This window comes from uncultured Marinococcus sp., from assembly GCF_947493875.1.
Lineage (GTDB): Bacteria > Bacillota > Bacilli > Bacillales > Marinococcaceae > Marinococcus.
On record NZ_CANLSU010000007.1, the window covers coordinates 27,073 to 48,303 of the forward strand.

Below are 21,231 nucleotides of genomic sequence, written 5' to 3' on the forward strand. Positions count from 1 at the left end.
AATCCATCTAATTTTCATATTCCATAGAAATTAACTACAAATTCACACTGATCATTTAATTGTAATGAAAACGTAACATAAACCGCATTGAACAGTGTATGGAAATGACGATATAATTAAATTACAAAATTTTCATTTAATTGTGCATATAATTATGTAAGGAGGACGGGCAAATGGCTGTGGAGAATAAATTTGCTTATTTTGTTGACCGTTCCGGAAGGCAAGTCACGGTGGGAACACTTAAAGATATCGAGCAAATGGACTTAGGCCGTGGACAGATTTATTATTGCGATTCTGAGCAGGCACTCCTCCAGGGTGTTAAAGAGTACTATCATAAAGAGTGTATCATCACTCTCCGTTCTCCGATGTATGATTTTAAAGAAAACCTTTCACGTTAATCTCTGCCCTGCTTTCTCCGAAAGCAGCGGTATACATATAAAGAGGGTCCGCTTTTCACTGCGGACCCTCTTTACGTCTTTATTTCACTTCAGATTGAACCTTTACTTCAATGTTGTTTCTTGTCGCTTTGGAATAAGGGCAGTACTGGTGGGCAAGATCCACTAATTCGTCTGCTTCCTCTTTTGAAACACCGCTGATTTCTACCGTGAGTTCAGCAGCCAATTGAAACATGCCGTCGGATTCGTCTTTTTGCAGACTGACAGCTGCAGTTGTTTTAGAAGAAACGTCTTTATTCTTCTTGCTTGCCTGCAGGTTCAGCATACCGTCAAAGCAGGCTGCATAGCCCGATGCAAAAAGCTGCTCCGGATTGGATCCTGATTTGGAAGAACCTGAACCCGGCTGTTCCAGATTCACATCAATCATTCCATCTTCAGAACGAACATGACCTTCACGTCCGCCTTCTACAGTAGCTTTTGAAGTAAATATTGTTTCTGCCATACATAACTCCTCCATTCAACTTAATAACGATTGATTCCAATAGTTACTATACACGTTTACTCCACTTTTTAAACATTCATCGCACCAATGTAATTGATTGGACCGCCTTTCACATAAGCTGAAGAAATAGTAAATACGGCAGTTGCCCGCGGTGAAAAGCTGTTATAAAATCATTGAAGATTAAGTGAAAATGACTGCCTGGAGGCCTTTTACTTTGAAAACAATTCCACGATTAAGGAGTGGCCGAAATCATGAATCAGGACTTCCCATTAAAAACCCCAACTAATTCTTTACTGCTCACAGCCGTTGATCATACCCGGGTCGGAGTAATCATTACTGACCCTGATATAGAAGACAATCCTATCATCTATACAAACAGTGGCTTTTGCAATTTAACCGGCTATTCCGCAGAAGAGATTCTTGGAAGCAACTGCCGTTTTCTCCAGGGACCGGAAAGCGACGTTCATACTATCGGACGTATGAGAGAAGCGCTGAAAACATACGAACCCATTTCGATTGAAATTATTAACTACCGGAAAGACGGCACTATGTTTTGGAACGAGCTTCACATTGACCCTGTATACGAATCGGAAGAAGATAAATATTATTTTATTGGAGTGCAAAAAGATATTACAAAACAAAAGAATGCTGAAAAAGATGCTTTAGAGTATTTCAATGAAATCAGTCTTTTATCCACTCCCATCGTTCCTATCATTAATAGTGTATACGCGATGCCACTAATCGGTAACGTCGATGAGCAGAGACTAAAGATTATTTTCACAAATATTACTGACGTAATTCACCACTCCAAAGTGGAAACGCTCATCGTCGACCTTTCCGGTCTTTCGACATTGAATGACGATATTATGAAAGGAATCTTCACTCTAAATGATCTTCTGAAGCTGCTTGGCACAGAATTGATTGTAACCGGGATTTCTCCAAGTCTTGCGGTAAGGTCCAAAGATATGGACTTTGATTTTTCCGCTTTTCAGACCTTTGGGACAGTAAAAGATGCAATTCGTTTCAAGCAGCGGAACACTTGATATTAATGTCTTTAAAATTCGTTCGCAAAATGTGTTGCTATTGTTTGGAGCACATGATAAGATGAGATTACTATTTTGATCCGTTAGTCAGAACAAGGTTAGGGTTTTAGCTTCTGAACTTGGTACTACGCGGTTTGCAAGATAAGTAACATTTGTGCCATGAGGCACGCAGGAGGATTATTTTTATGGAACAAGGTACAGTTAAGTGGTTTAACGCAGAAAAAGGTTTTGGCTTCATCGAACGCGAAGGTGCAGACGACGTTTTCGTTCACTTCTCCGCTATCCAGGAAGAAGGCTTTAAAACCTTAGAAGAAGGACAAACGGTAGAATTCGAAATAGTAGAAGGCGACCGCGGCCCACAAGCTGCAAACGTCACTAAAAACTAATTAAACCATATAAAGCCGCTCTCATTTGAGAGAGTGGCTTTTTTCTTTTCAAAAAAAATTACTCATTCTTTAATATTTAAATAATAAAGTCTGTTGCTATAATTTGGTTAACATGATACAATTAGATTACTATTTTGATCCGTTAGTTTGAACAAGGTTAGGGTTTTAGCTTCTGAACTTGGAACTATGCGGTTTGCAAGATAAGTATTATTTGTGCCACAGGGCACGCAGGAGGATTATTTTTATGGAACAAGGTACAGTTAAGTGGTTTAACGCAGAAAAAGGTTTTGGCTTCATCGAACGCGAAGGTGCAGACGACGTTTTCGTTCACTTCTCCGCTATCCAGGAAGAAGGCTTTAAAACCTTAGAAGAAGGACAAACGGTAGAATTCGAAATAGTAGAAGGCGACCGTGGCCCACAAGCTGCAAACGTCACTAAAAACTAATTAAGCCATATATGAGCCTCTCTCCTTGTTGGAGAGAGGTTTTTTCTTGCTGATTTCAACAGACGAATATACAAAAAAGAATACCCGGCAGCCAGGTATTTCTGCTGCATGGTATTCTTTTTATTAGCGGCGTCTAAACGTTTCAAGAAACGCGTGAACAATCTCTACCGACTGAAAAGCAAAAATGCTGAGTGCCGAAAGGGATAAGAGCCCCATTACAACAAAGCGCATATTCTGAACCAAATGCAAAGCCCACATGTTTACCCCTCCTTTGATATATTTCTATCATACTCTCCTGTCACATGTTTGCAACAATTTTATGTTATTTTCTAACATATTTCCTACTATACTGCGGTTCAACGAAGCTCCATTGAATGCTGACCTGATTTTAATTAAAAGGAAACCATTTTTTCACTTTATTTTTCCAATACCTTACGGAAATATATTCAAACACATAGGTTAAAATTAAACCATATAAAATAACCCCAAACAAACTAAGCACTACCATCGTTCCCTGACCAAGTACTGTAACCGGCTCAATGTTGGAGCGTCCAAACATCACGAGTGCCATAAGTACGCTTATAGCAGATGTCCACAGCGAATCTGCCGGAGGTTCGATGCCCCACACCCAAAGAACAAAACAAATATACAATATTGAAATACCGCCCCAAACGTAATATTGATGCTGGCGGCTTAAATAACGAATAAGCGGCATCGTATAAAATTTGGTGATTGTTTTAAGACGGAAAAGGTGAATGATTCTTGCCAGGCGTGCGAATTGAAAAATAGCATCTGCCGGTATAATAGCTATTAATAAAAACGGGTGGGATTTTACAAATTCCCATTTCTTCTCTGCACGAAAAAAACGGAAAGCATAATCAAGCGTAAATAACGCCCAGGTTGTCCAAATAATATAACCGGAAGCTTCTGTTTCATACCAAAGCGTTCCTACAGAGAGAATGGCAAGTATCACCATAATCGCTTCGTATAATCGCTGCCCGAATCCCTGGTCTCTCTTTTCACTCATTGTCGACGACTCACTTTCCTGTCCATTTAGCTTTAATCGTACTATTCTAATAAAAAAACAGCAAATTTTCTATTGCACAATTCGCTGCTACTGGTTATAATAGAATTTGTCTTGCGGATGTGGCGGAACTGGCAGACGCGCACGGTTCAGGTCCGTGTGAGCTTACGCTCTTGGAGGTTCGAATCCTCTCATCCGCACCATTCTTATACAACGAACACACCAGGCTTTCCAGGCTGGTGTTTTTTTATGCTTTTATCTTTTTATTTTAGCACGTTGCTCTCCTCAGGAGCATCTTTCTTTTATTATTAGTGTAAGTGGCAGACAAAGACGGGTATTAGGATTACAGCTTTAATCCATAACTATATGACAGGAGGATCAAGGTGAGCAGACAATTAGCGGAATGGCTTCAAGGCTCTAATTACAGTGTCGTCATGACCGGTGCCGGAATGTCCACGGATAGCGGACTCCCCGATTTCCGGTCATCCTCAGGGCTTTGGAGCAATCATGATCCGAAACAGCTGGCGACAGTGGAAGCACTTGAACATCAAAATGAAGCTTTCACAAAGTTCTACCAATGGCGACTGCAGTCGCTGCTCGGTGCATCACCAAATAAAGGGCACGAAATTCTGGCTCAATGGGAACAACAAGATCTGCTGCAGCACGTAATCACCCAAAATGTTGATGGCTTTCATCAGGCGGCCGGCCAGCAGCATGTTTCTGCTTTGCACGGCAGTCTGCGGGAGATTAACTGCCATATTTGCGGCCGGCAGGCATCACAGAAAGACTTTTTAAACGGATCTTCCCACTGTCCACACTGCGGAGGCAAGCTCCGGCCGGGCATCGTTTTGTTTGGGGAAATGCTTCCGGAGCAGGCTATCCAGCAGGCACAGGAGGCCACCGCAGCCTGTGATTTATTTATTGTTCTCGGGTCAAGCCTCCAGGTAGCCCCTGCTTCCCTTTTTCCGATAGAAGCAAAAGAAAGCGGAGCCAGGCTCGTTATTGTAAATCAGGAAGAAACAGAACTCGATTCCTGGGCGGATTTAACCTTTCCCGGGGCTTCTATTCAAAACGTGCTCACTGAAGCAAATAAGCATCTATAACTAATAGAGCGTCCTGCCGCAGCGGGACGCTCTATTTTACAAACAGGTTTAGCTTTTATTTTAATATCCCGCATTACTATACCCATCTCATTTTAAATTACAGCTTTTCCTATTTCATTCGCCTATATGTTAAAATATTAAATGATAATCATTTTCAATCTAGGAGGCACTTCTTATGACTGATATAGCCGATACTCCACTCGCCCAGACCATTCAATCCCGCCGGAGCATCAAAAAATTCACGGACCAGCCGGTGCATAAAGAAACCATCCTTGAACTGCTCGAAATATCCAAATGGGCACCTGATCATGGTGTGCGTGAGCCGTGGCGTTTTCTGCTGTTTCTTGGCAGCGGCACGGAAAAGCTTGCAGAAGCCCTCGCTGACTATCAGGAGCATGAAGGTTCAAAAAAGCCTGAAAAAGTACGGGCTCAAATTTCTGAGCTTCCCGGGGCCCTGCTTGTCGTTAATCAGGCAGAGCAAAAAACGGAAAAATGGGAAGAGGATTTTGGCGCAGCCTCTACCCTTATCCAAAATTTTCAGCTGTTAAGCTGGGAGCAAAATATCGGTATGATTTGGAAAACCGGTGACTATATCTATTCAAACCGCTTCAAGCAGTCGCTTGGCATCGATCCGGAAGAAACAATTGTTGGCATGCTGCAGCTCGGCTATTTTGAGAAAATACCAAAAGCCAAGCCAAGAACGTCCATTGAGGAAAAAATTAATATTTTTGAGTAAAATGCTCAATTTCCATTAAAAAACCTTCCTGAACGCCAGGAAGGTTTTTTCGTATTAACAGAACGTATCTTTTGGCTTTGGTACAGACAGTCCGAATAACGGCCGCAGAAACAGAGCCAGAAATGTGCCTGCCAATGCAAATACTGCCCATACATAACCGTGTACACTAAACGAGGCAATGCCGCCAAAGTAAGCACCGATGTTACATCCAAAAGCGAGCCTCGCTCCGTATCCCATCAAAAGACCACCAATAATAGAAGCAGAAGCGTTGCCCACCGTTACTTTCGTAAACTTAAACAGGCCGCCCGCAGCTGAAGCAATAAAGGCGCCTAAAATAACACCAAAGTTCAGCACGGTAGTGGAGTCCGCAAAAATTGTCGTCTGCAGCGCCTGGGCGCTTTCTCCGCTCCAGTAATCCCAGCCCGAAGCATTGATACCTACAGCTTCAGCAGCTTTGGATCCCCAGAGTGCAAACGCCGAGGTAATACCCCACGGCTGGCCGCGTGTAAGCAGGGTTAACGCATTTAATACAGCAAGCACTACTGCTGCAATCATCATTGGCCAGGAGCCGCGGAAAATGCGTTTCCAGCCGCTTGCTGTCGGCAGAGTAGCCATTGCCGGAGGATTTTTCTTTTTATCAACAATTAATGTTATTGCAATTACAGCGGCAAAAATGAGTAAAGATACTATCCATGCCCCTGTATACCCGAGACCGGTCGACGTAGCAAGCGAAATCGAGCCAAAGGAAGGTGTTTCATCTGTCCAGAAGGAAAGGTGATACGCCCCAACGGTAGATCCAACGATGAAAAAGAGCAGTGTAATGAACATGTTTGTCCGGCCACCGCCTACCGCATATAATGTCCCGGAAGCGCAGCCCCCTCCGAGCTGCATGCCAAGCCCGAACATAAACGATCCAACGACTACACTCACACCGACTGGGCTGACATATCCGGCCACGTCACCACCAAAAAAGGTCGAGCCAACAGCAAGAATAGGTGCAAACAAAGTCACCGCTGCTGCAAGCATTACCATGTGTGCCCGCAGCGCCTGACCGTTACCTACGGACATTAAGCGGCGAAATGCCGAAGTAAATCCAAACCTGGCATGAAAAAGTGTATATCCCAGAAGAAGGCCGATCGTAAGCAGGAGCGGCTGCACGATTGCCTGGGTTAAAGCCAAATATAACGTTAAAATAGCAAATACAATTAAACCGCCGGTAACCAGCTTATTCTGCGGGGCCCCTAGTTTCTTGGAAGCCCTTTCGGCAGTTTCCTGCTGGGAAACGGGCTGTACTGTTACTGCCATTATAATCCCCCATTCCTATCTTTTTAGTCAGTTTTACGTTCTTTATCTTAAATATTTTTTTAAAGATAGTCAAAGATGTTGCTTTTATTGTGAAAATCTACTATCATTAAACAGTTGAAACTTAAAGGTACTCAAAAAACTTGATCGTTTTAAGGTGGTGTGTTCATGGATGAAAAGAAAGTATACATTCAGCAGACCGCTATGCAGCTGTTCTCCAGCCAGGGCTTTTTTCACACCTCAGTTCAGGATATTGCTGAAGCATGCCGAATGTCTAAAGCTTCAATCTATAAAATCTTTCAGTCCAAGGAAGATATCCTTGCCCAAATTGTAAGAGACAATTTAAATCATATTATTCACCGTGCCAATTACGCCCGCAATGAGCAGTCTAAGCAGCCGAGGGATCAGCTTATTGCCAAGCTCTCGAGAGAAATCGAGGGGCTTGTTGAGCACCGGGAATACGTATGGATGCTTTATCAATCTGCTTCTATTAACAAGCAGTCTGATGATATCAAGGCTCTTTTAAAGCAAGGCCAGCTCATTATGGTGAACTGGCATAAGGATACACTTCTTGAGACATTTGGAGCCGATATAGAACCGTTCGTGTGGGATCTTGCGATATGCATGCAGGGAATGAGCAGAGAAATGATCGCCTTTGCTGAGAAAGTTGACCGTTACAACTTTGATTTCGATCAGCTCGCTGAAGTATTGGTTACTAATATAGAAAGTATTATCAAACACAAAACCTCCTTTACTTCTGTATTTTCGAGCGAAGATATGGAGCCATTTAATCTTCAGGGGCATTACGGAGAGATCGATCAGAACGAGCTCTGGGACCGGACCATTCAGCAGGTGCGGGCCTTTATTCATTACCGCTTCCCTTCCTATGAAAAAAAACAGTGGGTGGAGGCGGTAGACCGCCTAAACCAGGAATTCTACGAATCTGAGCCTGAAATGATTGTTATGGAGTCGCTGTTTTGTTTTCTTGAGAAAAAGGAAGATTTACAGATTAATATTAATATTCTGCGGGAGATTATTCAGTAGCTCCTGGATCCGGTATTGTTCATTTATTACGGTTTTCTTGCTATACCGGTTCTTAAAATTGTACAGTCAAGCTTCAAACCGTCAGCACAAAAAGTCAGATGTTTGTTTTCTTCAAAACAGCTTTCTTGATTTTTCCTGTAGCTGGCGTTATTATATGCTGATGAAAACTAATAAGTACTTTAAAAACCATTTCGTTTTATAATTGATTTTTGAACGTGAAATGCATTATATCGAAGGAGGGCTTTTCATGCCTGAAGAAGAAGCAGCTACACAAATACCTGCGAAAACAAGAAATTTAATCATCGCAGTCTTTCTTACCGGAGCGTTTATCGCTATTTTGAATCAGACCCTGCTTGCTGTGGCCATTCCGAGCATTATGGCTGATTTGAACGTGAGTGCCAACACAGCCCAGTGGGTGACAACCGTTTTTATGCTCGTTAACGGGATTATGATTCCGATCACCGCCTTTCTTATTGAAAAATTCACCACCCGGGGACTGTTTTTGTTTGCAATGTGTTCCTTTGCACTTGGGACGCTGTTTGCCGCCCTTTCCCCAACCTTTGGGCTGCTCATGGCCGGCCGGGTTATTCAGGGCGTTGGCGCCGGTATCATGATTCCGTTGATGCAGACGTCCATTATGACCATGTTCCCTATTTCCAAGCGCGGCCAGGCTATGGGTCTCGCCGGACTAGCCATTGCTTTTGCACCGGCATTCGGTCCAACCCTTTCCGGCTGGGTTGTGGATTCGTATTCCTGGAATACGCTCTTCTACATTATTCTTCCGATCGCCATTGTAGATATTATTCTGGCTTACTTTTTGCTGAAAAATGTAACCGAGCTTAAACATCCAAAGCTCGATTTGTTATCGATTATGCTGTCAACTGCCGGGTTCGGCGGCTTGCTGTATGGATTCAGCGCTGCCGGAAACAACGGCTGGGGAAGTACCACAGTGCTCACCACTCTTGCCGTAGGCGCAGTTGCCCTGTTCCTGTTTATATGGAGACAGCTTCATGTGGAACGGCCGATACTTGAGTTTCGTGTGCTGAAAAACCCTATCTTTACACTGACGGTTGTAGTGGCCATGGCCTGCTTTGTCTCCATGGTCGGCTCCCAGACGCTTATCCCGCTGTATGTTCAGAATGCACGTGGCTTTTCCGCACTGGACTCCGGGCTGATGCTTTTACCGGGCGCTCTAATAATGGGGCTGATGAGTCCTATCACCGGCCGGATTTTCGACAAAGTCGGCGGCCGGGGCCTTGCCATCACTGGTCTCTCTTTGTTAACCGTCGGCACCATTCCGTATATGTTTTTAACAGAGGACTCCTCCATCGCCTTTTTGACCACTATGTTTGCTCTTCGTATGCTCGGTGTCGCAATGGTTATGATGCCGATGACAACCGCGGGACTTAATCAGCTTCCTAATTCTTTAATTGCCCACGGAACGGCGATGACGAATACGCTCCGCCAGGTAGCGGGCTCGATTGGTACGGCCGTACTGATTACCGTCATGTCCCAGAGCGCTTCCGGCGCAGCACAGGCAGGCGAAGTCTCGAGCCAGACCGGCGCTTTGATTCACGGAATTAATGTAGCTTTCTTTGTAGCATTAATTGCTGCCGTAGTCGGTCTTGTGCTTTCCTTCTTTCTTAAAAACACTAGGCCGGATACAATGGAAAAACGCGAGGTTCGCGGAAGCAAAACCAGCACGAAAGAAAGCAAAGCGTAAGCATTATTATTTTCAGTATAAACACTCTCAGCAATGTCTGAGGGTGTTTTTTACTGTACTAAACGTGAAAATATTCTGTGAAATACCTTGACACTTTAACACAGAAAAAGATATAGTTTGGCTACATGAATGCCTCTCACATAAAGAATAGGAGGACACTCGAGTATTACTGGAAAGGAGCAAATAATTTAATGACGACATGGACCAGCAGCAACCTGGGCTATCCACGCTTAGGAGAAAAACGTGAATGGAAAAAAGCATTGGAATCATACTGGAAAGGCAAACTCGATGAGGACTCTTTTCAACAACAAATCCGAGAACTCCGATTGGATTTCTTGAAAAAGCAACAGGAGCGCGGAGTAGATTCAATTCCTGTCGGTGATTTTTCACTCTACGATCACGTACTCGATACGTCCGTGATGTTCGGGCTTGTACCGGAGCGCTTTGATGCTTCCGAAGGCTACTCTTCCCTATCTACATATTTCGCTGTAGCCCGGGGCACGAAGGCATCGCCGGCGAGTGAGATGACAAAATGGTTTAATACCAACTATCACTACATCGTGCCGGAGCTTCAAAATGCAAAGCCCCGCCTGGTAGATAACTATCCGTTAAAAGCCTATCAGGAGGCGGCATCTGAGTTAGGCATTGAAGGGCGCCCATACTTAATCGGTCCCTACACTTTTCTGAAGCTTTCTAAAGGCTATGAAGACCATCAATTTGAACAGCTGTTCAACGATCTTCTGCCGCTGTATCAAAAAGTGCTGCAGCAGCTGCAGGATGCAGGAGCGAAAAGTGTCCAAATCGATGAGCCGGCTTTTGTTCAGTCTTTTCCTGAAACAGATATTCCGTTAATCCGGAAGGCGTATGAATTATTCAACCGCGAAGTACCTGAACTGGATCTGTTTGTGCAAACGTATTTCGACAGCGTTTCTCATTATAAAGATATTATTGCTCTTCCGATCGCAGGACTTGGCCTTGACTTCGTTCACGGCAGGGATGGCAACTGGGCGAACGTGCAAAACCACGGCTTCCCTTCAGACAAAGTGCTGGGTGCAGGTGTTATTGACGGACGTAACATCTGGAAAGCAGATGTAAATGCCACTGTCGCTTTTGCCAGGGATATTCAGGCAGAAACAGGCAGTGAAAATATTGAAATTCAGCCATCCTGCAGTCTTCTGCATACACCGGTTACGACTAAACACGAAACGCAGCTTGATCCGCTTTTACTGGATGCACTTTCTTTTGCTGACCAGAAGCTTGAAGAAATCAACCTCGTAACACGCACATTGAACGGGGAAGATACGAACACCGAACTCGAGCAGAATACTGCTCAGCTTGATCGCGTCAAAAGTGCTCCTTGGCGTCAGGAAGCAGCTGGCAGCACTGCTGCAGACATCCCTTCCTCCCGTCCGCTTTCGTTCGAAGAAAGAAGTCCGCTTCAGCAGGAGAAGTTTCAGCTGCCGAAGCTTCCAACCACTACAATCGGAAGCTTTCCGCAGACGCGTGAAGTCCGGGTCGAACGCCGCCGGGTAAGAAAGGGCGAAATTTCCACAGAAGGATACGAAACGTACATTCAAAATAAAATGCAGGAATGGGTCGATATCCAGGAGGAAATTGGTCTCGACGTTCTTGTGCACGGAGAGTTTGAACGTACCGATATGGTAGAGTTCTTCGGAGAAAAACTGGGCGGTTTTGCATTCACCTCCAACGGCTGGGTGCAGTCCTACGGTTCCCGCTGCGTCAAACCACCGGTTATTTACGGAAATGTAGAGTTCAAGGAACCAATGACTGTGAAAGAAACCAAGTACGCACAGACCCTGACCGACAAACCAATGAAAGGGATGCTTACCGGCCCGGTAACGATTCTGAACTGGAGCTTTGAACGTAATGACATTCCGAAAAAAGAAGTAGCGTTCCAGATTGCCCGGGCTCTTAATGATGAAGTGCTTGCGCTTGAAAACGAAGGCATTGAAATGATCCAGGTGGACGAGCCGGCAATTCGTGAAGGCCTGCCGCTTAAAAGAGCAGAATGGGACGAGTACCTGGAATGGACCGTGCATGCCTTCCGTCTCTCCACTTCTTCTGTCAAGGATACCACCCAGATTCATACGCATATGTGCTACAGTGAATTTCAGGATATGATTGAGTCAATCCGTGCGCTTGACGCCGATGTTATTTCGATTGAAACGTCCCGGAGCCACGGGGAGCTCATTGAAACGTTTGAAACGGCTGTTTATGATAAAGGCATCGGCCTTGGCGTTTATGATATTCACAGCCCGCGTGTACCAGACGTGGAAGAAATGACTCAAATGATCGACCGGGCCCTGCGCGTGCTGCCGAGCAGCCTGTTCTGGGTAAATCCGGACTGCGGACTCAAAACACGTGATGTACCCGAAACGATTGAAGCTCTTAAAAATATGGTCCGTGCAGCAGAAGAAGCCAGAAAAAACTTAGAACAGCACGCATAATTAACACTACGTAATAAGGCCCGGCCTTCCGGGCCTTATTTTCGCATGGAAAGGATATCTCATTTATGGCTGTTACCACTACATTTTTAAACAAACGATCCGATTACAAAAAAGCATATGAAGTTATTCAATCCCTGCGGCCTTCTCTCACCTGGGAAGCCTTTAACGATTATCTCTCCCGTCACCCTTCCTATCAGCTGCTTGCTCTAAAAGAAGACGGTGCGGTAATCTCAGTAGCCGGGTTGGAGATTCTGGAAAGCCTCGCCTGGGGCAGACACGCATGGGTTCATGAACTGGTGACGGCAGAAAGTGCCCGGTCGAGCGGCCACGGCGAGACTCTGCTCCGGGCTGTTCATCAGCACGCAGAAAAACACGGATGCACAGAAGTGATATTATCCTCCGGCCTGCAGCGCACTGACGCCCATCGCTTTTATGAACGACTCAATTATCAGGCCTCGAGCTACGTTTTCCGCCATACTTTATAACGCAAAAAACTCTGCCCCGTTTAAGGGCAGAGCTTCTTTTTTATCGCTGCTGCTTTTGTTTTTTCTTAGGATTCTTTTCTTCCGAATTAAAGCTGATCAGCGCCGGTATTAACAACGGCAGTACAATCAGGCCAAACAGCAGCAGTCCGGTAATGACAACCGTCGCTACTTCGAGAAGCGTAAGCACTCCCGACGGAAGCATTGCCGCGAATGTTCCTGACAAAATGATCGCTGCTGTAATAATTACAGTGCCCATTTTAATCATTGCCGTCTGCATGCCTGTACGCACGCCGGCTTTCGCTTCTTCATTGTATCTGCTTAACAGGAAGATGGAATAATCCACTCCCAGAGCTACAAGCATAACAAATCCGAAGAACGGCACTGGCCAGGCAATACCCGGATAGCCAAATCCGTTCACAAAAATCAATTCTGTCACAGCCATTGCGGTGAAATACGCGAGCACAAGCCCGCCGATAATATAAAGCGGCTGAATAATATTACGAAGCAGAATGATGAGTATCGCAAAAATGCCGATAAGCACGATTAGCACGGTCCGGTCAAAATCACTGGAGCTGACCGACTGCAGATCGCTGTTCACACTCGGTACCCCTCCGTATTCGATCGTCGAATCTTCAAGCGGCGTGCCCTGCGTATTCATTTCTACAACCTCTTTAACCTCTTCTGCGCTTTGGATTGCTTTTTTGGAATAAGGGTCTGCGTTCAATCCAACTTCAATAGTCATGCCATTTTCATTGTCGAATACATAATTGGAGGCGCCGTCCTGAAAGTCTTCATTCTCGATGGTATCCTCCGGAAGGTACACGCCGGTGCCTTCAACGTAATTGGCTTCAGATACTTCTCCAGTAAAGGTTTCCGCGCTTTCAAGGCCGTCACTGATTTCCGTGAGCCCGTCGCGGGAATCAGAAACCCCGTTTTCGAGTTCCCCGAGCGTCTCAGTCAGCTGCTCCAGCTCTTCTGTCTGCTGATCAAGCTCCTGCTGCCCTTCTTCAAGACCACCTTGAATCTCTGTAATCTGCTGGCTGATTCCGGTCAGCTGCTCCGAAGCTGCTGCCGCCTCCTGAGGGGAAGAAGCATTCGCCAGCTGGGTGCTCACCTGTTCAAGTGCTGTATTTACCTCGCCAAGGCCGTCAGCTGCGTCCTGCAATGAGGAGTTTTCTGTATCGTTGCTTCCCAGCTGCTCCTGAATGGAGCCCAAACCTTCTTCGACATCCTGCAGTCCATTTGCAGTCTCTTCAATGCCGTCGCGGGCATCACTGATACCAGTGCTCACATCCTCCAGCTGATTGTTTACATAAATGTCGTCAATAACATCTCCTGCAGGCCTCGTGGCGCTGCGCACCGCCTCCACCTCTTCAAGATTGGAAATCGAACGGCTTAAGTCCTCTACATATGCAAGTGTCTCCGGCTCCATTACCGACTCATCCGATTCAATCACGATCTGCATTGGAAGCGCCTGCCCGGAGCCAAGCCCTTCTTCAATTAAGTTAAGTCCGGTAACTTCTTCAGTGTCCTGGTCAATTTCATCAATCGTATCGTAAGACCGCGAATTATCAAATGTTAATAACAGCGGCACCGTCACGACAGCCACAATAAGAATGGCAAGCAGCGGCCGGAACACGGACACGCGGCTCAGCCATTTCCATATTTTACTGTCAGCATGGCCATTGTGAAGCTTCGAGGGCCAAAATAAAGCTTTTTTCAGGGTCAGCATAAAGAACGGCAGAACCGTCCAAAGAATGCCCGTTAACACGACAATACCGACCGCCACTCCGACGCCGGACTGAAAGACGGAGAAGTTGGCGAATCCGATCGCCGTAAAGCCGACAAGCACAGCGAGCGCGCTGTAGAACATCGTCTTGCCGGCTGTTTTGTACGTCTGTATGATGGCTTTTTTATAGTCAAGGCCGGCAGCCAATTCCTCCCGGTACCTGCTTAAAAGAAGAATACAGTAATCGGTGCCGATCCCAAACAGCACAGCTACCAGAAAAATCTGTGTATAGTTGGAGACCGGAAAGTTAAACCAGTCTACCAAATACGCGATAATCGACTGGCTGATCAGGTACGTAAGGCCGACTGCCACAAGCGGTACAAATGGAGTAATAACCGCACGGAAAACAACAAACAGCAGCGCTAAAATTAACACTACGGTAATCACTTCCGTACGCTCCAGTCCTTCCTGGCTCGCTTCATTTACCTGCTGGTTTAAAAGCGATTCCCCGGTGACGTACATTTCCATATCCGAAGCTTCATTGAGATCACGGATTTCTTCGGCAGCATTAACCGCTGTATCATTGTCTCCTTCTATAGAGATGGGAATAACAACAACATTTTCTTCTGAGGCCACCAGCTGTTCTTCTGTTTCCTCACTGCCAAAGGGATCCGTCACCTCTGAGACCCCTTCAATGTTTTCTTCTTCAATAGCAGTAATCAGCGATTGAATATTTTCCTGTTCTTGTTCATCAGCCTGATTTTCTGTTTGGATCACAGCGCTGATGGTATTGCCGCCCTCACCATTTTCGTCCAATATTTCCTGGGCCTGGGATGACGTTTCTTCCTCCGGTATTTGCAGTGTCTCTTTATCAGCGGCCAAATTGGATAAACTCGGGGAAACGACGGTAAGTACTACGGTGAAAATAACTATTAATGCAGCTATCCACCAGCGAAACTGTAGTATTGTTTTCATCTTTGCTGTCCACCTTTTTGCAGTATGCTTCGTATTTTATGAAAGGTCTGGATAAACTGCTCTACTTCTTCCTCGTTTATGTCCTGAAGCAGCTCGGACACATACTCATTGACGAGACGGGTATGCCGCTCATGAGATGCTTTGCCTTCAGCGGTAATTTCCACGTATTTCACCCGCTGATCTTCACTGCTGGGCACAAATTTTACATAGCCGTTGTTTTCCATTTTTTTCAGACGATTGGACAAGGCGCTCTTTCCGACGATCATCATGTTCTGGATTTCTGTCGATGTCATTGGTCCGTATTTCATTAAAAAATCCAAAAGCTCCACCTGTTCCGGAGAAATTTGATTTAATAAATTATCCGGTATTTCGTTTGTTATACGATTCCTGCCGAGAATCATTACTTCTGCGAACAGTTCCACCGCTTCTTCCATTTTTTGATCCTTCATTAGTACACCCCCTGAACTATATAGTAGTTTACCCCCTGAACTTCTATACGTCAAGCATTTGCAGATAATGAACCAAAAATTAATTTTCTACAAAAAAAACGCCCGAAGCCGGACGTATTAATCATTCATATGCTCAATACCTTTAGACAGCACCTTTTCCACGTTCGTTAAATGAGCACTCATTGCTTCTCCGGCTGCTTCCGGTTCCTGCTCATCGATAGCAGTATAAATCCGTTGGTGTTCGTCAAGAAGCCGGCGGAACGAACGTTTTTCTGAAAAGAGCCAGGCCCTTCTCGTTTCATACATTGTTTTCTGCATCGTGTCGGAGAGCCGGCCCATCATCTGTGTTAATAAAGTATTTCCGGAAGCCTCCACGATCGCAAGATGAAAGCGGACATCCCCCTGCTCCCCGAGATCATCGGTCCCGCCTGCTGCATGCATCATCTGCTCCAGCGCAGTACGCATCTGCTCGAGATCTTCCTCCGAACGACGGACTGCCGCGAGCTCGGAAGCCCCTTTTTCAAGCACATGCCGGACTTCAAAAAGCTCTTTCATTTCCTGTTTTGAAATGAGGGTGCGGCTGTTCATCATTTCTGTAATAGTGGAAAAATCATACTGATTCACAAATGTGCCTTCGCCCTGCTTTATGGTTACAATTCCCACGGCACGCAGGGCGCTTAATGCTTCCCGGACGGCTGAACGGCTGACGTCAAATTTTTCCGAGAGAGCGACGACAGAGTCCAGCTTTTCGCCGGGCTTCACTTCGCCCCGCTTGATCATGTCCTCAATCTTTTCCCGGATGACTTCAGCTATTTTTTTAGTTTCAATACGGTCCATGGTCATCACCCGCTCTTCCTTCCGTTCATTATTTACCGCTATTGTACCACCCACGGAACACTTATACTACGGTTTACCTCTATGATAGATAAGGTCATCACATGGGTAAGACTCGCTTCATTTGAGCGTGGTTAAAATCGCTTTTCATTGCTATGTGAAAAAGTTTTGTTTTTTCCATGTAGACGATTGTCATTTTGGAAGGAACAAGTTAGAATTTATAACAATGGTTTTCTCCAGTACATTGCAGCAAAGGTGGAACGTTTTATGTTTTCTTTCTTTATCGCTATTATCCTGCTAATTGCCGGCTACATCGTTTACGGATCCTTCGTGGAGAAAACGTTCGGCATCAATGACCGCAACAAAACGCCTGCGTACCATAATGAAGGGCATATCGACTACTCTCCTCTCAGCTGGTGGCGCGGCAGCCTTATCCAGCTGTTAAATATTGCTGGCCTCGGGCCCATTTTCGGCGCGCTGCTTGGAGCACTGTATGGGCCGATCGTATTTTTCTGGATCGTACTGGGCACCATTTTCGCCGGTGCCGTACACGACTATTTTTCCGGCATGCTTTCTCTTCGCCATAACGGAGCCCAGTTTCCAGGACTCGTAGGAAAGTATCTCGGGCGTCCAATGCAGAGCTTCATCAATATCGTCAGCATTTGCTTAATGATCCTTGTGGCTGCCGCCTTTATTGCTGGACCGGCCGAATTAATTGCAAGCCTGACTCCGCTCAGCTTTCTCACCGCCATTTTTGCTATTTTTGCATATTTTTTATTGGCTGCTCTGCTTCCAATTCAACGGGTCATTGGAAAAATTTATCCTCTTTTCGGCGCAGTGCTTATTTTTATGGCGGTCAGTATTGCCGGTGCCCTGGTGTTTTCAGACGTAACGATTCCAAACGTTACGCTCGCCAATCTTCATCCCGATGAACTGCCGGTATGGCCGATGGTGATGGTGACTATTTCCTGCGGGGCCATTTCCGGATTTCACAGCACCCAGAGTCCAATCATCGCCCGCACGCTGAAAAAAGAGTCAGAAGGGCGCAAGGTGTTTTACGGGGCTATGATTGCCGAAGGCATCATTACCCTCATATGGGCCGCAGCCGGCATGGCCTTCTTCGGAGGCACTGGCGGGCTTCAGGCAGCCATAGCCGCCGGAGGCCCGGCCGGCGCTGTCAACGAAATTTCTACGAGCCTTCTTGGCACACTCGGCGGGGTGCTTGCCGTTCTTGGTGTTATTTTGCTTCCTATTACGACAGGCGACACTGCCCTTCGTTCTTCACGGATGATGCTTGCAGAGCTCGTGGCAAACGCTGTATCCCTAAAAGGAAGGCCGCTTTTAATTCTTACTATTATTCCGGTCGTTATCCCGGCTTTGTTTTTATCCATGATCGATTATTCGTTTTTGTGGAGATATGTAGGGTGGACCAACCAGCTCGTCGCTACCGTGATGCTTTGGACCGGCTGCATGTACCTGCTTTATGCCGGCAAAAACCATTTCATCTGCGGCGTGCCGGCGATGTTTATGACAGCTGTCGTCTGCTCCTATATCTTTTACGCCCCGGAAGGATTAGGTCTTCCGTACGGCCTTTCCATGACGATTGGGGCCGTCCTGACTGTATTCGTGCTGGCCTGGTACGTCTTTAAAATAATCTCCGTCAAACGGCAGGCAGCCTACGAACAGGTCGAAAAATCTATATAAATGGTTTTAGCTGCCTGCTGTTGTGGGCAGCTTTTTTTAGTGCAGGAGAGGCTGATGAAAACGCTGCACGTTCATGCTACACTAAATACAGATATGAAATTTTTATAAAGAAGGCGGCTTACCATGCACTACTGGAGAAAAATTAAGCGGCGGTTCATCGGAGGCAGACTGATCAAAACCGGGATAGCTGTTCTGCTCACTGCCTTTATATGCGGCATTTTTGACCTCCCGCAGGCCTTCGCCGTTATCACAGCCATCGTAACCCTTGAACCGACGGCAGCAGCTTCCATACGTAAAGGCGCCCAGCGTCTTCCTGCCACCGTCATTGGGGCAGCCCTCGCCATGCTCACCGTTTATTTATTCGGTCCAACCCCGATAACGTATATGATTGCTTCTGTGTTAACACTTTATTTCTGTAACATGCTGCGTCTCCGGGACGGGATGCTCGTTGCAACGATTACGGCAGTGGCAATGATCCCCACAGCGAGCGACCATTATTTTTTAACTTTCGTAGAACGAGTCGGCACGACGTTTATCGGCCTTGCGATCTCTACAGTTATTAATTTAACGATTCTTCCTCCAAAATTTTCTTCCTTGCTTGCAGAACAGAATCGGAAAATGTTCGTGGAGACCGCTGAAATTTTTGAACTTCGTCTTGAGGAAGTAATGAATGGCCGGCGTCCGTCTGCACAGGTCATGGATAAATACTATCAGCTGGAAAATGATCTGGAGCGGGCCATCCAACTCTCTTATTACCAGCAGGAAGAATGGAAATATCATAAAAAAAAGGATACAGAGGCAAAAAGATTTACCCGGGAGCAGCGCCAGCTCCATTTTTTAGAACGCATAAGCTATCATATTAACCGTTTATTTAATTTCGAGACAGATGACTGTACGTTTACGAAAGAAGAGGTCCAGCTGATTGGTGATATTATTCCTGCGATGTCACAAACGATTCATCACTTCGGGGAACGTATCTCCGATGAGCAGTTCAGGCTGATTGAACGTCTCGACCGGTGCTTCTGGAAAAAACGCCAGCATGCCTCGCGGCCGAACATAAAAAAATATCATCATCATTTTTCTACAGACGTCATTATTATCTTTGCCCTCCTGTCCATTCACGATGTCCTCGAAGAGCTCGAAGAACTTCATTTCCCCGAACAGCCCGAACAACAGCAAACGCCCCGGCCTTCCTAAGGCACGGGGCATTTATTTATCAGTTTTTCTTTTTAGGATTTACTGAAGGAGGATAAAAATTTCACTCTGTCTCCCATTGGAGGAGTCTGTTCATCAATAAGCTGAATTTCCAGCACAGCCGGAGAATTGTCTGAACAGAGGCTTTGATAAAGCTCAGGGGTAATATCATCCATGGAACGGACCGTGGCATACCTTACCCCCATCTGTTCTGCAATAGCTGCCACCGGTACCATCGACTGTTCAAAACGGTCATGCATTCTTCCATATTGAAGCCGGTGCCCGTGATACACCATTCCGAGCCTGGCGTTATTCATCACAATGAAAAGAATAGGCAGCTGATATTCTTTGGCTGTCAGCACTTCCATCCCATGCATAAAAAAGCATCCATCCCCCGTAATACTTGTAACAGGGCGGTGTGGTTCAGCGAGCTTTGCTCCAAGCGCATTGGAAATTCCCGAACCCATAGCACCAAAATGGACATTGATGTCATACGTATCCGGTTTTTTCACGTCCATGTAATGAATCACATAGCTCATAAACTCCCCGATATCCACCGTAAAAAGCGTATCCTCCGGCATCTGGGACTGGAGCTGCTGAAGCACGTTCTGGGTTTCAAACTTTTCGTTTACAGCTTTCGGCTGAACACCTGTCCACTGACGCCCCGCCTCTCCTTCTGCCGGAAGACGAAGCCGCCTGTTTATTTCTCCGATTGTCATGCGCACATCCCCAAGCAGGGAAATATCCACTTTATACTTGCGGTCAAATACCGTCGGATCATGGTCGAGCTGAATCACAAAACGATCAGCGGCCAAAGCCGGGTTCCAGTTGTTTGTAGCCGTTTCCCCGAGACTTGAGCCGATGACAAAAATAATGGAATGATCGCTGTTTTCCATTACTTCCGTAGCTGATTCGTGCCCGGCAAAGCCATACACGCCACGCGCGTTTGGGTGGTCCGACGGTATAAGCCCTTTCGCCTGAGGCGTAGTAACGACCGGCCAGTCCAGGTAATCCACCAGGTTCATAACCCCGGGTAAGGCATCTTTTGCTCCCTGTCCAAGGAAAATGATTCCCTGACGGTTACCGGAGAGTATGCGGGTGGCTTCCTCCACATTGCTTTCCACCGGGGACAAACGGCGTTTCACCGGATATTCGGGCAGCTCAGTGCTGCCTTCGAGCATAGATAATTGAATATTGATCGGGACCGCTACATGCACGGGACCGGGTATGCCGGCGAATGCTTTACATACCGCCTCCTTGAATACTTCACGCACTTCATGGATGCTTTCCACCCGACGGCTGTATTTGGTCACCGGAGTAAACATTGGAACAACATCAAGCTCCTGGGAAGCATTCAGGCCAACCGTCGATGTCGGCACAGAGCCGGTAATAAAAAGCACAGGAGTCTGCTCCCGCATTGCATTAGCCGCTCCAGAAAGAAGGTTTGTCGCCCCGGGTCCGCTGCTTGCTATACATACACCCAGATTACCCGAGCGCTTCGCGTAGGCGGAAGCCATATAGCCGGCCGCGCCTTCATGCTTTGTAACAACCGGCGTAATTTCGTTATGCTCATACATTTTATCAAAAAGAGCATTCACCGATCCCGCCGGTATACCGAAAACATAGTCCAGGCCATCCTGCCGCAAATAATCAATTATCCACTGAGCTGCTTTCATTCTGTTTTATTCCC

20 protein-coding genes and 1 tRNA gene are annotated in these 21,231 nt (G+C 46.2%); 13 read left to right on the plus strand and 8 right to left on the minus strand.

Annotated elements, in window-relative coordinates; translation table 11 throughout:
* Positions 1 to 173: 173 nt before the first annotated feature.
* Positions 174 to 398 carry a hypothetical protein gene (locus Q0757_RS13605; protein ID WP_298788253.1) on the plus strand — a complete coding sequence of 75 codons (225 nt, stop codon included), beginning with the start codon at positions 174 to 176 and terminating at the stop codon, positions 396 to 398.
* 79 nt (positions 399 to 477) lie between these two features.
* Here the strand turns inward: Q0757_RS13605 and Q0757_RS13610 are convergent, their stop codons facing one another.
* Positions 478 to 897, minus strand: a complete 420-nt coding sequence (locus Q0757_RS13610) for an organic hydroperoxide resistance protein (protein WP_298788255.1) — start codon at positions 895 to 897, stop codon at positions 478 to 480.
* A gap of 251 nt (positions 898 to 1,148) precedes the next feature.
* On the opposite strand from Q0757_RS13610, the gene Q0757_RS13615 reads away from it, so the two are divergent.
* From Q0757_RS13615 to Q0757_RS13625, 3 genes are all read left to right on the plus strand, one after another.
* Positions 1,149 to 1,940 carry a PAS domain-containing protein gene (locus tag Q0757_RS13615; protein ID WP_298788256.1) on the plus strand — a complete coding sequence of 264 codons (792 nt, stop codon included), beginning with the start codon at positions 1,149 to 1,151 and terminating at the stop codon, positions 1,938 to 1,940.
* Between the two features lie 185 nt (positions 1,941 to 2,125).
* A complete protein-coding gene (locus Q0757_RS13620) occupies positions 2,126 to 2,326 on the plus strand; it encodes a cold-shock protein (protein ID WP_027847408.1) in 201 nt (66 codons plus the stop codon).
* A gap of 244 nt (positions 2,327 to 2,570) precedes the next feature.
* On the plus strand, positions 2,571 to 2,771 hold the full coding sequence (locus Q0757_RS13625) for a cold-shock protein (RefSeq protein WP_027847408.1): 201 nt from the start codon (positions 2,571 to 2,573) through the stop codon (positions 2,769 to 2,771).
* 123 nt (positions 2,772 to 2,894) lie between these two features.
* Here Q0757_RS13625 and Q0757_RS13630 read toward each other — a convergent pair whose 3' ends face one another.
* Together Q0757_RS13630 and Q0757_RS13635 are read right to left on the minus strand one after the other, a co-directional pair.
* Entirely contained in the window at positions 2,895 to 3,029 is a 135-nt protein-coding gene (locus Q0757_RS13630; RefSeq protein WP_298788261.1) for a hypothetical protein, read from the minus strand.
* A 130-nt stretch (positions 3,030 to 3,159) separates the two neighbouring features.
* On the minus strand, positions 3,160 to 3,798 hold the full coding sequence (locus Q0757_RS13635; protein ID WP_298788262.1) for a hypothetical protein: 639 nt from the start codon (positions 3,796 to 3,798) through the stop codon (positions 3,160 to 3,162).
* Positions 3,799 to 3,911: 113 nt separating this feature from the next.
* Between Q0757_RS13635 and Q0757_RS13640 the strand changes: the two genes are divergently transcribed.
* The 3 genes from Q0757_RS13640 (at position 3,912) to Q0757_RS13650 (ending at position 5,634) form a co-directional block, all read left to right on the plus strand.
* A tRNA-Leu gene (locus tag Q0757_RS13640) sits at positions 3,912 to 3,998 on the plus strand.
* 180 nt (positions 3,999 to 4,178) lie between these two features.
* The gene (locus Q0757_RS13645; RefSeq protein ID WP_298788264.1) at positions 4,179 to 4,898 is read left to right on the plus strand and encodes an NAD-dependent deacylase; all 720 of its coding nucleotides are present in this window, start codon (positions 4,179 to 4,181) and stop codon (positions 4,896 to 4,898) included.
* Between the two features lie 175 nt (positions 4,899 to 5,073).
* Complete coding sequence (locus tag Q0757_RS13650) at positions 5,074 to 5,634, plus strand: nitroreductase (RefSeq protein ID WP_298788266.1); 561 nt, start codon at positions 5,074 to 5,076, stop codon at positions 5,632 to 5,634.
* Between the two features lie 54 nt (positions 5,635 to 5,688).
* Here the strand turns inward: Q0757_RS13650 and Q0757_RS13655 are convergent, their stop codons facing one another.
* Complete coding sequence (locus Q0757_RS13655) at positions 5,689 to 6,939, minus strand: YeeE/YedE family protein (RefSeq protein WP_298788268.1); 1,251 nt, start codon at positions 6,937 to 6,939, stop codon at positions 5,689 to 5,691.
* A 165-nt stretch (positions 6,940 to 7,104) separates the two neighbouring features.
* On the opposite strand from Q0757_RS13655, the gene Q0757_RS13660 reads away from it, so the two are divergent.
* The 4 genes from Q0757_RS13660 (at position 7,105) to Q0757_RS13675 (ending at position 12,656) form a co-directional block, all read left to right on the plus strand.
* Positions 7,105 to 7,980, plus strand: coding sequence for a TetR/AcrR family transcriptional regulator (locus tag Q0757_RS13660; RefSeq protein ID WP_298788270.1), 876 nt, complete (start codon positions 7,105 to 7,107; stop codon positions 7,978 to 7,980).
* 247 nt (positions 7,981 to 8,227) lie between these two features.
* The gene (locus Q0757_RS13665) at positions 8,228 to 9,703 is read left to right on the plus strand and encodes an MDR family MFS transporter (protein WP_298788272.1); all 1,476 of its coding nucleotides are present in this window, start codon (positions 8,228 to 8,230) and stop codon (positions 9,701 to 9,703) included.
* Between the two features lie 191 nt (positions 9,704 to 9,894).
* Positions 9,895 to 12,171: a 5-methyltetrahydropteroyltriglutamate--homocysteine S-methyltransferase gene (gene metE / locus Q0757_RS13670; RefSeq protein WP_298788274.1), complete on the plus strand. Its 2,277-nt coding sequence runs from the start codon at positions 9,895 to 9,897 to the stop codon at positions 12,169 to 12,171.
* Between the two features lie 65 nt (positions 12,172 to 12,236).
* Entirely contained in the window at positions 12,237 to 12,656 is a 420-nt protein-coding gene (locus tag Q0757_RS13675) for a GNAT family N-acetyltransferase (RefSeq protein ID WP_298788276.1), read from the plus strand.
* Between the two features lie 40 nt (positions 12,657 to 12,696).
* Here the strand turns inward: Q0757_RS13675 and Q0757_RS13680 are convergent, their stop codons facing one another.
* The 3 genes from Q0757_RS13680 to Q0757_RS13690 all read right to left on the minus strand — a co-directional run bounded on the left by Q0757_RS13680 (position 12,697) and on the right by Q0757_RS13690 (position 16,700).
* On the minus strand, positions 12,697 to 15,360 hold the full coding sequence (locus tag Q0757_RS13680; RefSeq protein ID WP_298788278.1) for an MMPL family transporter: 2,664 nt from the start codon (positions 15,358 to 15,360) through the stop codon (positions 12,697 to 12,699).
* The gene (locus Q0757_RS13685; protein WP_298788280.1) at positions 15,357 to 15,809 is read right to left on the minus strand and encodes a MarR family winged helix-turn-helix transcriptional regulator; all 453 of its coding nucleotides are present in this window, start codon (positions 15,807 to 15,809) and stop codon (positions 15,357 to 15,359) included. Before Q0757_RS13685 ends, Q0757_RS13680 begins: the two co-directional genes overlap by 4 nt.
* Positions 15,810 to 15,926: 117 nt before the next feature.
* A complete protein-coding gene (locus Q0757_RS13690) occupies positions 15,927 to 16,700 on the minus strand; it encodes a FadR/GntR family transcriptional regulator (protein ID WP_366139539.1) in 774 nt (257 codons plus the stop codon).
* Positions 16,701 to 16,910: 210 nt separating this feature from the next.
* Between Q0757_RS13690 and Q0757_RS13695 the strand changes: the two genes are divergently transcribed.
* Both Q0757_RS13695 and Q0757_RS13700 read left to right on the plus strand, forming a co-directional pair.
* On the plus strand, positions 16,911 to 18,347 hold the full coding sequence (locus tag Q0757_RS13695) for a carbon starvation protein A (protein WP_298788282.1): 1,437 nt from the start codon (positions 16,911 to 16,913) through the stop codon (positions 18,345 to 18,347).
* A 123-nt stretch (positions 18,348 to 18,470) separates the two neighbouring features.
* Positions 18,471 to 19,544 carry an aromatic acid exporter family protein gene (locus Q0757_RS13700; RefSeq protein ID WP_298788285.1) on the plus strand — a complete coding sequence of 358 codons (1,074 nt, stop codon included), beginning with the start codon at positions 18,471 to 18,473 and terminating at the stop codon, positions 19,542 to 19,544.
* Positions 19,545 to 19,576: 32 nt separating this feature from the next.
* Here the strand turns inward: Q0757_RS13700 and Q0757_RS13705 are convergent, their stop codons facing one another.
* Positions 19,577 to 21,217 carry a thiamine pyrophosphate-binding protein gene (locus tag Q0757_RS13705; RefSeq protein WP_298788287.1) on the minus strand — a complete coding sequence of 547 codons (1,641 nt, stop codon included), beginning with the start codon at positions 21,215 to 21,217 and terminating at the stop codon, positions 19,577 to 19,579.
* Positions 21,218 to 21,231: the final 14 nt, after the last annotated feature.